General features: G+C 61.2%; 16 protein-coding genes. 7 read left to right on the forward strand and 9 right to left on the reverse strand.

Annotated elements, in window-relative coordinates; genetic code table 11:
- Window positions 1-133 precede the first annotated feature (133 nt).
- The gene (locus tag ASTEX_RS06560; protein WP_013478824.1) at window positions 134-1,387 is read left to right on the forward strand and encodes a hypothetical protein; all 1,254 of its coding nucleotides are present in this window, start codon (window positions 134-136) and stop codon (window positions 1,385-1,387) included.
- 2 nt (window positions 1,388-1,389) lie between these two features.
- Here ASTEX_RS06560 and ASTEX_RS06565 read toward each other — a convergent pair whose 3' ends face one another.
- Window positions 1,390-2,310 carry a ribokinase gene (locus ASTEX_RS06565; protein WP_013478825.1) on the reverse strand — a complete coding sequence of 307 codons (921 nt, stop codon included), beginning with the start codon at window positions 2,308-2,310 and terminating at the stop codon, window positions 1,390-1,392.
- A gap of 193 nt (window positions 2,311-2,503) precedes the next feature.
- Between ASTEX_RS06565 and ASTEX_RS06570 the strand changes: the two genes are divergently transcribed.
- The 4 genes from ASTEX_RS06570 to ASTEX_RS06585 all read left to right on the forward strand — a co-directional run bounded on the left by ASTEX_RS06570 (window position 2,504) and on the right by ASTEX_RS06585 (window position 6,897).
- Complete coding sequence (locus ASTEX_RS06570; protein WP_013478826.1) at window positions 2,504-3,457, forward strand: DUF2608 domain-containing protein; 954 nt, start codon at window positions 2,504-2,506, stop codon at window positions 3,455-3,457.
- Window positions 3,458-3,462: 5 nt separating this feature from the next.
- Window positions 3,463-4,440 (forward strand): nucleoside hydrolase, encoded by a 978-nt coding sequence (locus ASTEX_RS06575; RefSeq protein WP_144004704.1) that lies wholly within the window; start codon window positions 3,463-3,465, stop codon window positions 4,438-4,440.
- A gap of 94 nt (window positions 4,441-4,534) precedes the next feature.
- Window positions 4,535-5,614: an L-rhamnose/proton symporter RhaT gene (rhaT, locus tag ASTEX_RS06580; protein WP_013478828.1), complete on the forward strand. Its 1,080-nt coding sequence runs from the start codon at window positions 4,535-4,537 to the stop codon at window positions 5,612-5,614.
- Window positions 5,615-5,823: 209 nt separating this feature from the next.
- The gene (locus ASTEX_RS06585; protein WP_013478829.1) at window positions 5,824-6,897 is read left to right on the forward strand and encodes an ABC transporter substrate-binding protein; all 1,074 of its coding nucleotides are present in this window, start codon (window positions 5,824-5,826) and stop codon (window positions 6,895-6,897) included.
- 105 nt (window positions 6,898-7,002) lie between these two features.
- Here the strand turns inward: ASTEX_RS06585 and ASTEX_RS06590 are convergent, their stop codons facing one another.
- Window positions 7,003-7,878, reverse strand: coding sequence for an aldo/keto reductase (locus ASTEX_RS06590; protein ID WP_013478830.1), 876 nt, complete (start codon window positions 7,876-7,878; stop codon window positions 7,003-7,005).
- Between the two features lie 120 nt (window positions 7,879-7,998).
- On the opposite strand from ASTEX_RS06590, the gene ASTEX_RS06595 reads away from it, so the two are divergent.
- Window positions 7,999-9,318: an amidohydrolase gene (locus ASTEX_RS06595; protein ID WP_013478831.1), complete on the forward strand. Its 1,320-nt coding sequence runs from the start codon at window positions 7,999-8,001 to the stop codon at window positions 9,316-9,318.
- A 64-nt stretch (window positions 9,319-9,382) separates the two neighbouring features.
- Window positions 9,383-10,447 carry a PLP-dependent cysteine synthase family protein gene (locus ASTEX_RS06600; RefSeq protein WP_013478832.1) on the forward strand — a complete coding sequence of 355 codons (1,065 nt, stop codon included), beginning with the start codon at window positions 9,383-9,385 and terminating at the stop codon, window positions 10,445-10,447.
- Between the two features lie 3 nt (window positions 10,448-10,450).
- Here the strand turns inward: ASTEX_RS06600 and ASTEX_RS06605 are convergent, their stop codons facing one another.
- The 7 genes from ASTEX_RS06605 to ASTEX_RS06635 all read right to left on the reverse strand — a co-directional run bounded on the left by ASTEX_RS06605 (window position 10,451) and on the right by ASTEX_RS06635 (window position 18,142).
- A complete protein-coding gene (locus ASTEX_RS06605) occupies window positions 10,451-10,891 on the reverse strand; it encodes a peptidase associated/transthyretin-like domain-containing protein (protein WP_144004626.1) in 441 nt (146 codons plus the stop codon).
- 352 nt (window positions 10,892-11,243) lie between these two features.
- Window positions 11,244-12,230 (reverse strand): P-type DNA transfer ATPase VirB11, encoded by a 987-nt coding sequence (gene virB11 / locus ASTEX_RS06610; protein ID WP_013478833.1) that lies wholly within the window; start codon window positions 12,228-12,230, stop codon window positions 11,244-11,246.
- Window positions 12,227-13,324 (reverse strand): TrbI/VirB10 family protein, encoded by a 1,098-nt coding sequence (locus ASTEX_RS06615; protein WP_013478834.1) that lies wholly within the window; start codon window positions 13,322-13,324, stop codon window positions 12,227-12,229. Before ASTEX_RS06615 ends, virB11 begins: the two co-directional genes overlap by 4 nt.
- 2 nt (window positions 13,325-13,326) lie before the next feature.
- A complete protein-coding gene (locus tag ASTEX_RS06620; RefSeq protein WP_013478835.1) occupies window positions 13,327-14,169 on the reverse strand; it encodes a TrbG/VirB9 family P-type conjugative transfer protein in 843 nt (280 codons plus the stop codon).
- The gene (locus ASTEX_RS06625) at window positions 14,166-15,413 is read right to left on the reverse strand and encodes a TrbL/VirB6 family protein (protein WP_013478836.1); all 1,248 of its coding nucleotides are present in this window, start codon (window positions 15,411-15,413) and stop codon (window positions 14,166-14,168) included. The genes ASTEX_RS06620 and ASTEX_RS06625 overlap by 4 nt, the downstream gene beginning before the upstream one ends.
- Entirely contained in the window at window positions 15,410-17,836 is a 2,427-nt protein-coding gene (locus ASTEX_RS06630; RefSeq protein WP_013478837.1) for a VirB4 family type IV secretion/conjugal transfer ATPase, read from the reverse strand. Before ASTEX_RS06630 ends, ASTEX_RS06625 begins: the two co-directional genes overlap by 4 nt.
- A gap of 9 nt (window positions 17,837-17,845) precedes the next feature.
- Entirely contained in the window at window positions 17,846-18,142 is a 297-nt protein-coding gene (locus ASTEX_RS06635; protein ID WP_013478838.1) for a VirB3 family type IV secretion system protein, read from the reverse strand.

Consider the following 18,142-nt stretch of genomic DNA (forward strand, 5'->3'; position numbering starts at 1 on the left):
AACACCGGTTCCGTTTTCAGAATAGCCCACAGTTTGAGGCTGCCGCTGGCAACGGAAACCGGTTACCCTGACCGTAAAATGTCCTGAACTCCGGCCAGAGACGGCGGGAAGAGAAGAAAACAGGGAAAACACAATGCCACACCGTCTTCATCGCCGGATGATTCTGAGCGGCCTGATCAGTGCCGCAGCCGTTCCTGCACAGAGCGCGCAAAGGCCTGCGGTGATCCGCGTTACGACCCTTGATCCGCAGGGGCCGGGATCGCTAAAGGCCGCGCTTGATGCCAAGGGGCCGCGTGTGATCGTTTTTGAAGTTGGCGGCCTTATCGACCTTGGCAAAACCACTCTTGTAATTCGCGAGCCCTATGTCACGCTTGCCGGGGAAACGGCACCGGGGCCTGGGATCACTCTGATCCGGGGCGGGATCAGCGTCCAGAGCCATCACGTGGTTATCCGGCATGTCGCCGTGCGGCCCGGCACCGCCGGTATGCCGGAGCGCTCAGGCTTTGAGCCGGATGGCCTATCCTGCACGGCGGCGCACGACGTCCTGATCGAACAGTGCAGCTTTACCTGGGCGGTGGATGAGGCCCTGTCAGCCTCAGGACCGCGGTTTGAAGGCGCAACACCGGATGATTGGCGACGCAACACGTCACATAATATTGTTTTCAGAAATAATCTGATCGCTGAAAGTCTTCATCAAGCCAGCCATGCCAAAGGGGCGCATTCGATGGGCTCCTTGCTCCACGACAACGTGACCGGGGTGCAGTTAATCGGTAATCTCTATGCCCAAAACAATGAGCGCCATCCGCTGATCAAGGGCGGGGCGCAGGCGGTTGTGGTCAACAATGTCTTTGTCAATCCCGGCTCGGCCTGCGCGCAATATACGCTGGTGGAAGACCAGTGGAAGGGCCGCTCCCCCATAGCGGGTAAGCTCCTGCTGCGCGGCAATGTGATGCGCGGCGGTGTCAATACGCGGCCCAATCTGGGTTTGCTGAAATTTGGCGGGGCCGGGGATCTCGATTTACACGCCGCCGACAATATGGCCACCTATGCCGATGGCCGCCCGGCTCCGATGATCGCCTACTATCAGGCGCGGTCGGATGGTTATGAAGACACTACCCCTTATCGCCCCAAGGCGTGGATTCGTGCCGTGCCCAAGGAAAGTCTGTGGCCGCAGGGCCTGGCCTTGCGCCCCGCAGCGAACATCGAGACCCATGTCTATCGCCATGTCGGCGCGCGACCGTGGGCACGCGATCCAATCGACGCCCGCATTATCGCGGAGGCGCAGGCGGGCAAGGGGCGCATTATCGACAATGAAAGCGATGTAGGTGGGTATCCACAGCGCGCCGCGGCCCGGCGTGCGTTTCACGAGTCCCTTCTGATGAAATAGGGCTACGTACGCTCACGCAGAAACGCGTCTACCTCCGCCGCTGTCGGGGCGGCATCGGCCGAGCGGCGCGTGACCGAAATGGCTGAGGCTGCTGAGGCATAGCGCATGGCCGACACGTAGTCGTCGCCAAGGACCAGCCGTGCGGCCAGTGCGCCATTGAACACGTCACCTGCGCCCACCGCATCCACGGCTTCAACCTTAAAGGCGGGCAGGCGCACCAGTTCACCGTCGATCAGACCGGCACAGCCATTGGCCCCCAGCGTCGTGATGACGGTTTCAGCCCCATGCGCGCGTAGGGTCTGCATGGCGCGGATCAGCGACTCATCGTCCTGCCCGTCTATGCCGGTCAGTTTGGCCAGTTCCGTCTCATTGGGCGTCACCACTTCGCACAGGGGTAGGAGGTCGAAGACGCCGTTATCGACCGGGGCGGGGTTGAGAACGGTCTTCACGCCGTTTGCCGTGGCGATTTCCAGCGCGGTTTTCAGTGTGTCGAGCGGCGTTTCAAGCTGCACAACCATCGCCCCGGCCGAGGCAATCAGCGCTTCGGCGGCTTCGGCATGGGCGGGCGTCAGGCTGGCATTGGCCGCTGAGGAAACGACGATCATGTTCTGACCATCGGGCGCGACAAGAATATTCGCCATGCCGGTGCCGACACCGTCCAGCACCACCACAGACGCCTCATCGACGCCACGCTTTTTGAGAAAATCGCGCGCCATGCCGCCGAAATTGTCATCACCCACCGCGCCGACCATGCGGGTGGTGACACCGGCCTGCGCCGCCGCCACCGCCTGATTGAGCCCCTTGCCGCCCATGGCCACCGCCGTGTCGTGGCCTATGATCGTCTCATTTGGTTTAGGCAGGGCATCGACCCGGATAAAGAAGTCCACATTAATCGAGCCGAGGACGAGAATGGAGGCGCTCACGAAAATCCCTTTGGTTGACACCGGCCCGCAGGCAGGTAATTAAACGTTTCACAACCGTGTTTATAAACTGTGTCTATAAACGGCCTCTATAGACAGTTTGCCTTGCGACAAACAAGGCGCTGATCTAAGCCTGATCCGCGCGTTTTGCCAAGTTAAAGCAAGGCGGTCCAGCTAATCATTTTCAGGAAATCCCATGCGTTTCCCAACTCTTGCGGCTGTGCTGGCCGCCATGGCCCTAAGCACCACGGCCCTTTCGGGGCAGGCCTTTGCGGCGGCTGAGCATCCGCCGCTACCGGCAGAGGGGTTCTATACGACCTCTGACCTGCGTAGCGCTGCCGATCTGGCGCTGGCCGATCAGGCCGCCAAAAAGCGCGTGCTGTTCGTGGTCGATATCGACGACACAATCCTGACCGTGCCGCAGGATCTGGGGTCCGAGGCGTGGCTTTCGGAACGCATGGCGGCCATTAAGGCCCGCACCCCGGCCGGCCAGACGCCGGATTACGAGCCGATCTTTTACGAACAGGCCCTGTGGTATCAGGTGACGAATATGGTGCCCACTCAGGCCGATGGACCGGCCGTGCTGGCCGGGCTTCAGGACGCGGGGATTCCCGTCTATGCGCTGACGGCGCGCGACCCGAACCTGCGCGGGCAGACCGAACGTGCCCTGTCAAAGGCCGGTTACGACCTGTCGAAAGCGCCCGATTGCGCCAAACCCCTGTGCACCCGGCGCGGGCGTCTGCGCGACAGCGAAATCCGCGCGGCGGGCGCGGCGCTAAAGGTCACGCTGAGTGATGCCGCCTATAAGGACGTGACGGTTCAGGACGGCGTAATGATGGTCGCCGGTCAGGACAAGGGCACTATGCTTCTGCTTCTGATGGGCAGCCTGGGCAAGTTCGATGCCGTCTATTTTGTCGATGATAGCCAGCGCAATATCGACAATATGGTGCGGGCGGCGAAGGTCACCAAAACGCCTCTTTATATCTATCGCTACACCGGTGTCCTGCCTAAGGTCGAGGCACTGCATAAGGACAAGGCGCGCCTGAGCGCCGCCGACGCGGTGTCGGATGCGACCCGCACCGTCATGTGCCTTCAGGTGCAGTCCGACCTGTGCACCTACACCCACACGACCGCAGACTCTTCGAAATGAGTAAGATGAAGATTATTTTCGACACTGATCCGGGCATCGACGACGCCATGGCGCTGGCCTATCTGGGGGCGCAGCCGCGGGCTGAATTGCTGGCCTTGACGACCGTGTTCGGCAATGGCGGCGTGGACATCACTACGCGCAATGCCCTCTATCTGACGCAGCGTTTCGGCATCGACGTGCCGGTCTATCGCGGGGCGCATACACCGCTGGTCCTGCCGGCACCGACGCCCGCACCGCACGTGCATGGCTATGACGGTCTGGGCGATATCGGTGCGCTGGACGGGTTTGTGGCCGAACCGCAGGCGACCTTTGCGCCGCAATGCATCGTCGAACTGATCCGCGAATATCCGGGTGAGGTGACCCTGCTGGCCGTCGGGCCGTTAACCAATCTGGCGCTGGCGCTTGAGCTTGATCCGGAGATTACGGGTCTGGTCAAGGAAGTGGTGATCATGGGCGGCGCCTTCGGCTGGGGCCCGCGCCGCGGCAATGTTTCGCCCGTCGCCGAAGCCAATGTTATCAATGACCCGCACGCGGCGGACAAGGTGCTGACAGCTAACTGGCCTATCCGGGCCGTGGGTCTGGATGTCACTACCCAATCTATCCTTTCTACGGCGGCAGCGCGTGAACTGGGCCGCACAGCAGGTGAAACCGGGCAGTTCCTGTTCGACATCTCGCGCGGCTACGAAAAGCTATATACGCAACGCGACGGCTTCGCCGGTTGCGCCATGCACGATGTGGCCGCCGCCATCGCCGTGTTTGAGCCACACCTGTTCGGGTACGCGCGCGGCACGATCCGCGCCGTGACGGACGGTATCGCCATCGGCCAAACCATTCTGAAAGAAGAAGGCCGCAGCTTCCCGCCGGGGCCTTGGGACGACCTGCCGGTGCAGACCGTCTGCCGTGAAGTAGATGTCGAGGGCGTGTTGAGCGCCTATCATTCCGTGCTGAGTACTCACTATGGTGGACTGAAAACGGCGGTCTGAGCGCATTTGACGAAAATTTTAGAACTGCATTGCGTATATCGGGACATGAAGTTAGCATAAGCGGACAAAATCAATCATAAGGAAGCGTCCGCCTATGACTCCCAATCCGCTGATCGGCGTCTTTTTCCACTGGCTGGGCGGTCTCGCCTCCGCCTCGTTCTACGTGCCTTATAAGAAGATCAAACTGTGGTCGTGGGAGATCTTCTGGCTGACCGGCGGCATCTTTTCGTGGCTGATCGCGCCTTGGATATTTGCCTATTTTCAGACCTCTGACCTGTTTGGCGTGCTGGGTGGGGCGTCCCCGACGACATGGTTCTGGTGCGTCTTTTGGGGCCTGCTGTGGGGCTTTGGGGGACTGACCTTCGGCCTGACCATGCGCTATCTGGGCCTGAGCCTTGGCATGGCGGTGGCGCTAGGCCTGACCACGGTTATCGGCACTCTGGGCGAACCGATCTTCACGGGCAAGATCATCGGACTGATCCGGACGCTGAGCGGGCAGGTGACCCTGTTCGGGGTGCTGGTGGTGCTGGGCGGTATCGTGCTGGTGGCGCGCGCCGGTCACGCCAAGGAGAAAGAAGTCACCGAAGTCTCTGAAAGTCTCAAAGAATTTAACCTGACAAAGGGTCTCCTGGTGGCCGTCTTTTGCGGCATTATGTCGTCGTGTTTTGCCTTTGGTCTGGCCGCCGGTGCGCCGGTACGCGAAGCCTCAGCGGCTGCTGGAACCGGTCCTCTGTGGGTCGGCCTGCCGGTCCTGTGTATGGTCCTGCTTGGGGGGTTGACCACCAATCTGGTCTGGTCTGGCTATCTGATCCTCAAGAATAAATCGGCCTCCGAATGGGTGGGTAAGCCGCGTGCCGATGCCGAAGACAAGGGCAAGATCCCCCTGCTGGTCAATTATCTGCTGGCGGCGCTAGGCGGCACCCTTTGGTATTTCCAGTTCTTCTTCTACACCATGGGTGAAAGCCAGATGGGCGAATACGGCTTCTCGTCCTGGACTCTGCACATGGCCTCGATCATTCTGTTTTCGACCCTTTGGGGTTTCGCGCTGAAGGAATGGGCCGGGACCTCGGCCAAAACCAAGGGGCTGGTCTGGGGCGGTATCACCCTTCTGGTTGGTTCGACCGTGATCATCGGCATCGGCAATATGCTGGCTGGGCAGGCAGCCGGGCACTGAGTCTCATTTAAAATCAATGTAGTCGGCGTTTAGGATGAGTTTAAGTCCTCATCACCTTTTCTGATTTGTCGATTGAGAAATTATCACACCTAAAACGCAAAAACGGGTTGGAAAAAATAAAAGTAGATAAGTAGGAATAAAGGGCGCCTCTGGCGTATCCTGCCTCCCGCGGTGCGGCCTTGCGCACTGTCCAACGAAGGTAACTTCCCATGTCCGTTAGGCCGTCTGCCTCGCTCACTAGTCCGCCTTCGGCATCGTCTCAGATGCCGTCGCAACTGGTGTGGTACGCGCGTTGTCCGACCCTGACGGCCATGGGCCTTTTGGCACATCGGGGTGTGCTTCAGCGCGAGTTTCGTCGTGACCCGGTAAATTTCATCTCGGTGCGCGAAACCTCCCTACCGTCGGTGCGGCAGGGCTACCTCGATCATTCTTTGGCCAATCTTGTGCGGGAAGGCGATGCGGCCACCGCCTTGTGGTCCTATGGTGTCAATGAGCGCTCGCGGCTTTTGGCCATCGGGCACACGTGGCACACGGTTCTCGTTGTGGTTCCCGCGCGGTCATCTATCAACGGCCTCGCCGACCTTAAGGGGCGCACATTGGCCCTGCCGCGCGAAGCCGGAAGCTTTTCACCGGCGCGGGTGCGCTCATTACGCGCCTGGGACAGTATTCTAGACGTCAGCGGTCTGAAAGGCGCCGACGTGACCTTCTTTAATATCGTTGCCGGGCATCCCTCTACGCCTTTTGGCGACATTGCCCGGCGTGAAATCGAGGCCGTTATGGGCGGTCAGGCCGATGCCGGTCTGCTGTTCGGAGCCAAGGGCATCGAGCTGGCGCGCACAGCGGGCCTGAAAGTCGTCCACGCGTTTGAGGCAGCGGATATCCGTAGCGATGCGCGCCTCAAAGGGCTGGCGGAACTGCGCACCCTGACCATTGACTATCCGTTTTTGGAGGCCAATGAAGCGATCGTGTCGCGTCTGGTGCAGGCTCTTGCCTTAGCGTCCGACTGGGCGCGCAGTTTCCCGAAACAGGCCCTGTCGCATATTGCCGAAGAGGGTAAGGTCGAGGCCGATGACGCGGTGCGCGCCTATGGGGACCTTATTCCCGAAAGCACTGCCTTAGGCGCCGAAGAGGCGCGACTGATGGACATAAAAGGCCTACTCGACTGGCTTAAACAGCGTCAGGCGGTGCCAGAAGCGCTTGTCCTCAGCGACTGGAACCGTACCGATCTGCTGACCACCAAGGAGCTGCCTTATCCCTCAAAACGCTTGAACGCCGTCGCCTGATCTATCCCCTTTATCAGCGATGGCTTCGGGGTGGCGCGGTGTTGATCTGACGCCGCCGCGCCGCCGAAAAAGGCCCGGGAGTGGTGCCCCGGGCCTTTTTCCTGTTTATTTTGGCTTCGCCGCCTGATCGAGGGCCGCAAAATCCTCATCGCTCAGTGCGAGGTGCGCCGCCGCCACGTTTTCTTCGAGGTGGCGGACCTTGCCTGTGCCGGGTATGGGCAGCATCACCGGGCTCCTTTTCAGGACCCACGCCAGAGCAACTTGTGACGGCGTGGCCGTGTATTTCGCCGTGAGACGGTCCAGTGTGCCCCCCGGCTTGGCCAGATCGCCGGCCGCCAGCGGATACCAGGGGATAAAGCCGATACTGTGTGCCGTGCAGTAGTCGAGCACGGCTTCATGGCGACGTTCGACGAGGTTATATAGGTTCTGTACGGTCGCAACCGGGAAGACGTTTCGCGCGGCTTCGATGTCGCTAACCGACACTTCCGACAGACCGGCATGGCGAATAACTCCGTCGTCCAGAAGCTGTTTCACAGCAGCAAACTGTTCGTCGCGCGGAACAGACGGGTCAATGCGGTGCAGCTGCCACAGGTCGATCCGCTCAACCCCCAACAGGTCGCGGCTGCGGTGGGCCTGCTGGATCAGATAGTCGGGCCGGCCGTTTGGCGTCCAGATATTCGGCCCTGAACGGGTCAACCCGGCCTTAGTTGCGATAATAAGGTCGTTGGCATAAGGATACAGGGCTTCGCGGATCAGCTTTTCTGAGGTTTCCGGTCCATAGGAGTCGGCTGTGTCGATGAAATTGACCCCCAGACCACCAAGGCGTCTCAGGGTGCGAATGGCCTCCCCGCGGTCTGCAGGTTCGCCCCAGACCCCACTGCCGGTGATGCGCATGGCCCCAAATCCGAGGCGGTTGACGGCAAGATCGCCGCCGATGGCAAAGGTGCCGGACAAACGGGCATCGGGTAGGGCTGGTGACATGGATAACTCCTCAAACGTTTCAGCAGATGTGGGGCGGGCGGGTCCCGGTCGCAAGGCTGGGCTATTGACAAGGCGTGGGGTGCACCGCCTATTTCGCATATAGCTTTGAGGGGAATTATCATGCGCCGCCTGTTGCCCGTACTGACCGCTGCTCTGATGGGGCTTCCACTGCCCGCTCTGGCCGAGCCGGACTATGTTGCCGCCATCCGCGCCGATTATCAGAAGGATCTGGGGGACATGTGGGACTGGTTCCACCGTAACCCCGAACTGTCGATGCTGGAAAGTAAGACTGCGGCGCGCATGGCAAAGGAACTGCGTGCGACCGGGGCTGAGGTAACGGAAAAGGTGGGGGGTACGGGGGTTGTGGCCGTGATCCGCAATGGTCCGGGACCGGTCGTCATGCTGCGGGCCGATATGGACGGCCTGCCGGTCAAAGAAGCGTCGGGCCTCCCCAATGCCTCGGTGGCGAAACAGGTGGGTACGGACGGTGTTGAATATCCCGTTATGCACGCCTGCGGTCACGACACCCATATCACGGCCATGGTGGCCACGGTGCGTCAGCTTCAGCGGCTTAAGTCGCAATGGAAGGGCACATTGGTCATTGTCATCCAACCGGGTGAGGAGCGGGTGATGGGGGCCAAGGCCATGCTGAAGGACGGGCTCTATATCCGCTTCCCCAAGCCCGACTATGCGCTGGCCTTCCACGTCAATTCGCAGATGCCTGCAGGTAAAGTGGCCGCTTCGGAAAACATTCAGTATTCGTCGTCTGATTCCATCGACATCCATGTGCATGGCGTCGGCGCGCACGGGGCGTCTCCGCATCTGGGGAAGGACCCTGTCTATATCGGCAGTCAGATTGTTATCGCCCTGCAAGGACTGATCAGTCGCGAACGTTCCCCGCTAAGCCCCGGCGTGATAACGGTCGGGGCCTTCCACGCGGGCAGCAAGCACAACATCATTTCCGATGCGGCTGAGCTTCAGGTGACGGTACGGGCCAATGATGAGGTGACGCGTGGGCAATTGGTAGACGGCGTCAAGCGTGTCGCGGTCAATATGGGCCGCGTTAACGGCTTGCCCGATGATAAACTGCCGGAGGTCAATGTCGTCGAAGGCACCCCCACCACCATCAATGACGCGGCACTGGCGCGCCGTCTAAACGGGGCGATTGCCGCGGCTCTAGGGCCGAACACAGTCGTGCCGTTCCAGCAGATGGGTATGGGGGCGGAGGACTTCGCCTATTTCGTTCAGCCGGACCTTAAGGTGCCGGGCTATTATTTCGCCGTCGGTGGCACGCCTCAGGCGGCGTTCGATGCGGCTAGGGCCGGAGGCCCGGCGGTGGCTTCGCACCACTCAGCGCTGTTCAAGATCGACCCGGAAGCGACCATCGTTACCGGTGCGTCGGCCATGACGGCAGCGGCGCTGGACCTGCTCAAGCCGTAAGGCAGGTGGCTCTTGACTCCTGAACCCGCACGCGCTTTGTCCCACAGGTTTCGGGAGCAACGGAATGAGCAGTATGACACAGTTACCGCGCGAGTGGCTGATTGAGGCGGTGCGCCGCATCGAGGCGGATTTCAACCGTTCCTCCGACACGCACCTGATCCATCATGAGGTGGCTGCGTTTCCGGGCGTGCATCTCTATTTCAAGGACGAGTCCTCACACCCGACCGGCAGCCTGAAACACCGGCTGGCGCGCTCCCTGATCCTCTATGCCCTTTGTAATGAGTGGGTCGGGCCGCAAACCACTCTGATCGAGTCGTCTTCCGGTTCGACCGCCGTGTCCGAGGCCTATTTTGCGCGGCTGCTTGGCCTGCGTTTCATCGCGGTGGTACCAAAGTCTGTGGCTCAGGCCAAGATTGACGCGATCCGTTTTCAGGGCGGTGAGGTGCACGGCGTCGATGATCCTAATGCCGTCTATGCCGAAGCGCAGCGTTTGGCCGATGAAACCGGCGGCCATTACCTCGATCAGTTCACCTATGCCGAACGGGCCACCGACTGGCGCGGCAATAACAATATCGCCGAAAGCCTGTTCAGCCAGATGACCGCCGAGCCCTATCCGGTGCCGACCTGGCTGGTGACCGGGGCCGGGACCGGCGGCACGTCTGCGACCCTGGGGCGCTATATCCGCTATCGACGATTGCCGACGCGGTTGTGTGTCGCCGATCCCGAAGGCTCGGTCTTCCATCGTCACTATCATGACCGCAGCGTGCAATTGATCGACCGCTGTGGTTCCTGCATAGAAGGGATCGGTCGCCCGCGTGTCGAGCCGAGCTTCATCCCGTCACTGATTGACCACATGGAGGTGGTGACGGACGCGCAGTCGATCGCTGCCGTGCGGCTGTTGTCGGAGCGTCTGGGGCGCCGCGTCGGCGGCTCGACCGGCACAAATCTGTGGGCCTGTGTGCGCCTGATGCAGGAAATGGCGCAAAAAGGTGAAACCGGCTCAATAGTTACCATTCTTTGCGATGGCGGGGAGCGCTACGCCGACACCTATTATAACGATGGCTGGCTGTCGGCGCGCGCAATCGACTGGCGCTCGCCCTATGCAGACCTTAAGTCCCTTATGGGATAGGGGTCAGATAGTGATTCCCAGTGTGATGGTCCCGGTGTAACCGTTGGTCGTGTCACCGCTGGGGCTGATGGTCTGCGCAGACAGGTGCGATGACGACAGGTCACTGAAGACATTGTCCGCGGAAAAGGTGATGCCGTTCAGGGTCGCCCTCGAGGCATGGTATCCTGAGACCGTGTTGTAAACCTTAGAGCATACCTCCCGAACAAGCGCGAATTTCGTTGTCTTTATCTTGTTGGCATAGCTGGTGGCGGCGGCAAGACTGGGATAGACCTCAACGTGGATATGCGGCATCCGGGCGGTGTAACAACCGGGGAAGATGGCGGTGAATGTGACCTTACAGTTTGCGTCGCTGACCTGTATTCCGCGTAGATAGTTCTGGGTGCTTGTGGTCGAGGAATAGAGCGAACAAAGCCGCGTCGGCGGGATATCGTCTCTCAGTCTCATTTGAAAAGGTTGTGCAGGCGCCGCTCACGCAGGACGAATTGCTCGAAGATGAGCTGCTGCTGAGGATGGACTGACCGTGGACGATGAAGACGACGATGTGGCTGCGCTTGCCGTGGTTGACCACCGCCGCCACATGCGGCCGTGAAGCTGGCCCCGCAAGCGACCTTTCCCAACATGGCGATCGCGCGCCGGCGGGAAAGCAACAGAATGAGGTCCTGAAGGCTGCCTTCATCCTGCTGGTACGAGGATGTTCGGGTTGTCGTGGCTTATCGATTCGCCATTAATGCAATCTATCGCGGAGGCTATCCCGACCGATTGAGGCGAATATCGTTATGTGATTATATCGAACCCATCACAATGACGTAGTGGCATTCCGGGGTAACAGAATATCGGCAATGCCGCGCTCACCACCCACCTTCGACAGTTGCACGACAACGTCGATCAGCCCGGACGCATAGGCGATGGTTTCGGGCCGTGAGAGGGCCATGCCGGTCTGCATCACCATCAACGCGATCTGTTCCAGCGCGCCCTGCGGCGTGTTCGCGTGCACTGTTGTGAAGGAGCCGGGGTGGCCGGTATTGATGGCGCGCAGGAAGGTCACCGCCTCGGTGCCGCGGATTTCGCCGACAATGATGCGGTCAGGACGCAGACGCAACGAAGCCTGTAACAGGTCATTGACCGTCACCTTGGCTTCACCCAGCTCGCCCTTGACCGCCACGAGGCCCAGCGCATTGGGCTGATGCACGGCGATTTCGGGCGTGTCCTCGACCAGAATGACCCGTTCCTCATTGGGCACTGCGCTTAAGAGCGCACTGAGGAAGGTCGTCTTGCCCGACGAGGTGCCGCCCGAAATCAGAATGGTCTTGCGCTCGGTCACCGCCTGTTTGAGGAATCCGACCGGATTGGCGCGCGCGGCGCGCTGTTCATCGGCCGGATTGCCATAGGCCGGGGCGCGGATTGGCCCGCGATCATAGGCTTCCAGCGGCCGATTGACCATCAGGTGGCGACGGATAGCGATGGCCCAGTGGCGGCGCGTCGCGGGTGGACCGACGATCTGCACGCGCTCACCCGACGGTAAGGTGGCGGCCAGCATAGGGTTCTCGCGATTGATCCCCTGATGGCTGATGCGCGCGATCTGCGCCGCCAGTCGGTTAAGCAGCCCGTCATCGATGTCGGGCGCGTCGAAGCGCTGCATATGCGGTTGACCGCTGATTTCGACCCACACTTCACCTGGCCGATTGACCATGACCTCGGTCACTTCGGCGCGGTCAAGCCACTGTCGGAAAGGGGCCAGATAGGCCTGAAGATAGACGGCTTCGGTCGGTAGGGTTTCGGTCATAGCGAAAAGTCGAGATCGCGGGAAACGAAGACCTGAATCGGCGTGCCCTGTGCTACACGCACAGTGGGGCCGATCTTTGAGTCCGCCTGTAGCGCGGCTGTGGCGGCATTATTTGCCCCCTGCGCCGTCCCGATGACGATTGTGTTGCGGTCGCCACTGCTCGACGAATTGGCAAGCCCGCCGATGATCGACAGCAGCATGGCCGAACCGAAGCGTTTGAAGAAGTGCGTATCGATATCACCCGTTTGACCGGCCTGACCCAGATTATCGGTCGAAGGGTCGGTCAGGACGATGGCCGTGCCGTCCGGACGGATCAGGCGCGCCCAGGTGATAAACAGGCGGTTTTGTCCGCTTTGTAGGCCCGACCGGTAAGAGCCGATCAGGCGCGAGCCGCGCGGGATCAGTACGCGTGACCCGTCAAAGCTGCGCACATCGCGCGAAACCAGCGCCCGTGTATAGCCGGGCAGGTCTGAATTGAGCGCTGTTTCCAGAACGGCCGGGATCAAGGTCCCCTGCGATACGGTGCGCGACGGTGTGGTGATGCGCGTAGCGCGCACCTGACGCGTCGGGTCGAGGCTGGTCATGGCGGTGACGGAATTGCCGTCCATCACATTGCCTTCGGCTTTTTGCGCCGGGGCCGGGGCCTGAGCGGCATTGGCCGTCGGGTCGGGATCGGGGGCCGAGACGTCGTAGATCAGGGCGTTGGCGCGGGCATTATTGGCGTCGGCCACAGGGGCAGCTCCCCCCGTCTGAGGCGGTTGCGGCTGCGCTACGGGCGGGCCTTCGGGCAGGGCGACGGGCGGCAGTTCGACCACCGTGCCGTTTTGCCCCTGCTGCGGTGGCATGGGCTGCGCCGGTTGTGTCTGCGGTGGCCGGATCTGCGCCGCCTGACGGTTATTGTTCATGAACACCAGAGTCAGCGCGCCCAGAAACACGGCACCCATTATGCCGCCGGCCAACACCAGACTGTCTTTCAACGTTGATTTCGAAGCCACCTGGGGCAGGGCATTGACCGAGGCGACGCCAAGGTCGGAACGGTCGAGGGCTTTGCGCGGATCGCCTTGCGGATCGTTGGAGGGGAGACGGGTTTTCATACTCAGTCCTCCTTGCGTCCGAACCAGCCGGTCCGTTTCTTCTGGGTGGCGGCCGCATCGGCCTTACGCAGGATTTCGGGACGCGGCTGCGGTGACAGGGCATCGAGCGCCGGCGGCACATAGGCGTCATTATAAACCGTGGCCGTCAGGTCGCCGCGACGCAGGACAAAGGCCGGGCCCACCTGTTCGATAACGATAAAGCCTTCGCGATAGCCGAAATTGACCAGAGTCTCCTTGCCATCCAGTACGGCGTAGATCGCCGGAAACGGCACGCCTTCGCCCCACATCAGATAGGTCGATTGCCCGTCATCGAACAGGCGCATGGGCACCAGAGACGGGTCACCGGCATAGGTGTAGCTGGTGTTGCGCTTTTCCGGCAGGGTGGAGACGGGCTTGGCCGGGGTTGCCGGTGCGGCGGCTGCCTTTTCGGCGGCTTCGCGGGCCTCAGCCTCGTCCTTGGGGAAGGTGAAGCGCAGATCGTAGATCACCTCACCGCGCTTGCAGGCGGCCGCATCCTTGGTACGCAGTTCGAAGGCATAAGTGCGGCGGTTGGTGACGACTGACAGATTGGTGAAGGCCCCGCGCTGAAACGGTTTCACAAACATCAGATTGCCGCGCTTGTTCGGTGTGGCCTGCCACTGGGCGGCATCACCGACGGCGACATTCTCGATCTTTTCGTTGTCAGCGAAGGTGATCATGGTCTGAAAGCTGACGCACGTATCGAGGCGGATGACCTCACCATCGACATAGGTGATGGTGCGGATGCGGTTGTCCTGCGCCTGAGCGGGCGCGACGGCCAGTAGGGGCACGGCGATGAGCAGGGAAAGAGTAGAGGCGAACTTCATGAACCGGGGGCCTTTGAAAGGGGCGTCGGGGTCGGGGCGGTTTTGGCTGACGAAGAGGCTGGGGCGGCAGGGCCGGGCGCGCCGCGGAATCTTTGGCCAAGGCCCTGGCGGCGGGTCACGCCGCCGGACAGCTGGCCTGCCTGTGGCATTGAAGAGAGGGTGGTGGTTACGGTCTGAACCCGCGTGTCGCGGCTGGAGCTGCGGCCCCCGGCGGCGGCGGTCTGGCTGTTTTGCGTAATGAGGGTGGAGCCTCCCACGGCGGCCATAACGGCGGCTGAGGTCACGGCGGCGGCCTGCACGTCGGCGGCACTGTCGCCCCGCTCACGCAGCGGGTTCCAATTTTTGACAATATTAAACGCCACCACCATCAACATGATGAGGAAAGCCGCGTAAATTACGGAACCCATGAACAAAATGACGATTGGCTGAATGTCGCGCACTGTCTGCATCGGGTCGCCCGAAATGGCCAGAATGGCGGGGGTCAGGAGGGCCAGAGCCGCCGAACCACCGAGCGTCACCAGCATGGGAATGAAGGCAAAGCCGATAGAGGTGCGCAACCAGCCTTCGAACAGGCCGCGCGTCTGGGTAAACAAGGCAAAGACGACGAACAGCGGTCCCAGAGCCAGCAGAAGCGTCAGGATCAGGCGCGACAGGACCAGCACACCTACGGTGGACAAAAGCAGGATCAGGCCCGAACTCCATAACATGTCCGAGGCTGACGACTTGCCATTGCGGATGGGCTGCGGGGTTTGTACGCTGGGGGCTGTGCTCGCCGCAGGAGCGGCCTGCGACGTCTGTTCAAAGGCGGTGGCGGCATCGGCAAAGTGCACGAACAGCACGTCGAGCCGCTTGGCAAAGGCGGCGCTGGCCCCCTCATTGGATCCGGTCAGAGCGGCGGCAATCTCATCGGGGCCGCGCGTCAGCAGATTATAGACAACGGTCTGATAGGCGGGCCACGCGGTGACAAAGGTCAGGACCAGACCGATGGCCAGCACTTTCGGCGTCATGGTGGTCAAAGTCAGGCGCGTGCGCCCGGTGATCAGCCCAAAGGCCAGAAAAGCGATATAAAGGGTCAGACAGATTGTCAGGGCCGTGCCCAGATAGCCGCCATCGCCGAACAAACGCCCGAAGCTGTCCTCGACCACGCGCCCGATCTGGCAGTCCACGCTCATCAGCGCGCCTGAAATACCCGTGTCGCCGCTGAGCGGCATACCGGGGCAGGTAGCGGGCGGGGGCGGCATCATGCGGATACGCGCTCCGTTTGGCCAAAGCCGGGCCATGGCGTACCCGTCAGGGCTTCGAACCACGCCGACGGCGCGTCGCCATGCGTTTCGCGTAGTTCGTCTAGCTTGCGCACCGTCGATTCACGTCCCGACAGCAGCGTCAGGATTTCCGGCGTCCCCGACAGGTCGAGGCGCGCCACGACTGAATGGTTACCATGCTTGACCAGGAAGGCGCGCGAGTGCGGCGGAAGCGCGCGCACCAGCCCAACTTCATGCGCGCTAAGGCCGAAGCCTTCGCCGTAGTCTTCGAATCGGGCGCGCGGATTGGGCATGAAGATCTGCGTCGCCGCCTGCTCGATGATCGCCGATGAAATGCGGCTGTCGAGGGCGTCACCGGCACTTTGCGTGCCGAAACCAAGGATCGCATTACGTTTTCTGAGCGTCTTCATCCAGTCTCGGATGCGCGCGGAAAACACCTCATCGTCCAGCGCCTTCCAGCCCTCGTCGATTAGGATCATGGCCGGGGTGCCGTCCAGACGCTCCTCGATACGATGGAAGAGGTACATCATGATCGGCCCGCGCAGTATTGGCGCGTCGAGGAACTGCGTCATGTCGAAGCCCAGTACGCGCGCCGACAGGTCGAGTTGATCCGCCTCGTTATCAAACAGCCAGGCCCATTCGCCCGATCCGACCCACGGGGCGAGACGCGCCGCCAGATCGGTCTGACTGGGGCGACGGAAACCTCCGAGAAGCTCCTGAAAATAGCGCAGTCGCCGATAAACCGGGGCCTGTGCGTACATGGCGTCAATGGCCGAAGCGATGATGGTCTCGTCTTCCGGCGGCAGGGCCGGGCCTTCGCCGGCGATTAGCCGTGACAGCAGGTCGCGCAGGAACCCGCGATTGATGGCGCTGTCGGGCAGTTGCAGCGGATTAAAGCCGCTCGGTTCTCCGGCGCGCAGCGTGGCATAATGGCCGCCGATGGCGCGGATGAAGATTTCCGAACCGCGATCCTTGTCAAAAATGATGGTGCGCGGGCGCGCCTTCTGGGCCTGAGCCGCAAGGAAGTTGAGCACCACGGTCTTACCCGACCCCGACGGCCCGATCAGGGTGAAATTGCCAAGGTCCGAGGCGTGGAAGTTGAAGAAATAAGGCGTAGCCGCGGTCGTTTCAAAGACGGTGATCGCCTCGCCCCAGTGGTTGTCGGCGGCTTGTCCTAACGCAAACCCATGCAGGCTAGCCAGTCCTGCAAAGGCCGAGACTGAAATCAACGCCTTACGCGAAATATAGGTCTCATTGCCTGGAAACTGCGCCCAGAAGGCCGGTTCGAGATTGATGTCTTCGCGGACCGCTACGGCTCCCGTATCGGCCATTGCCGACGTGACCTGTGCTGCCGCCTGATCCAGCGCGCTAAGGCTCGGTGCACGCACGCAGACTGTCAGGTGATGCTCGCCCAAAGCCGTCTGACCCGACGCCAGTTCGTCCTTGGCCGCCATAAGGCCTGCACGCAGGGTAATGCCGTCATCATCGGCGGCGCGCAGACGACGCAGGGCCAGATTGACGCGCTCAAGACCGATCTGACGATCCACGAACTGAAAGCTCTGCGACACAGTCATTTCATAGGGCAGGTGGAGCAGGGCATCAAGCATGCCCGGCGCGGCCTGCGGCGGATATTCCTTCACTGAAATGAGCGCGCCGAATGACTTATCTGCGCCGGCGCCTTTCATTTCAAAAGCATCGATGCCAAAGCTCAGGCGCTGATAAGGCAGGTACTGCCCTACATCGTCGCGAGCTAGCGGATCGGGCTTGAGCACCGGGCGCATCTCGCCGTGCATCAGGGCCGATAGCAGTTCCAGCGGCTCGGAACAGCGGCCGCCACGCGTCTCATAAGAGGTCAAAAGCCGCGGGCCATAGCGCCCAAGCGCAGCCATCAGGGCGTCGCGCGCCGCATCGAGGTCCCGAAGTTCCGCCCCCAAACCGTCACGATCGGCCCCGGAATGCGCGCCAAACAACTTGCCGAGGCTTTCGGAAAGTCCGGCCTTTCCACGCGCCGGGCGACGCAAAATGGTTATGAACAGATCGTTGACGAACAGTTCGCGCGATTGCAGACGGTCCTGCCAGCGGGCATTGATGTATTCGGCTATGGGGTCATCGTACTGCCCACTGCTGGTCACCGATACTTTTCGGCGGACGATATGGTGGTGGAGCACCAGCCGCGAGTCCCCGATGGCACGGAGCGCGCTCTCCCGCAGAGCGTGCAGACCGTTAAGGTCGGTCGTGTCCGCCGTTTCAAATCCAAAACCATCGATATAGAGAGCCTGCATCAGCGACCCGTCACGCAGCGTAACCGTGTGGTCATTATAGAGATGGGCAAAAGGCAGGCGATCACCGATCCGCTGCTCCTTGGTGCCCAGACTCATGACTTGCCCGAACAGGCCTTTACTCATGCGAAAACCTTACGGTAAATAGGAGTTGCAGCGCCAGAATTTATAATTCCGGATCCGCGGGGTGCGGCTCACCTTAGTGAACCACAGGTCGAACAGGCGTGGTTCACGCAGACAGGCCAGATAACCTACGGCATGCACCAGAAGCGCAATCCCCAGAGCCCAGAACGACCGCGTGACCAGAAAGGCCTCGGTGGTGATCATGAAGTTAAGGATGAAGTAGGAATAGGTCACGCCCGCAAACATTTGCGGCTGGGTCAGCGCCCGGAAAATCGGCGCCTTGACCAGAGCGACGGTCTCTTCGCTCAT

The sequence above is a fragment of the Asticcacaulis excentricus CB 48 genome (assembly GCF_000175215.2).
GTDB classification, from domain to species: domain Bacteria; phylum Pseudomonadota; class Alphaproteobacteria; order Caulobacterales; family Caulobacteraceae; genus Asticcacaulis; species Asticcacaulis excentricus.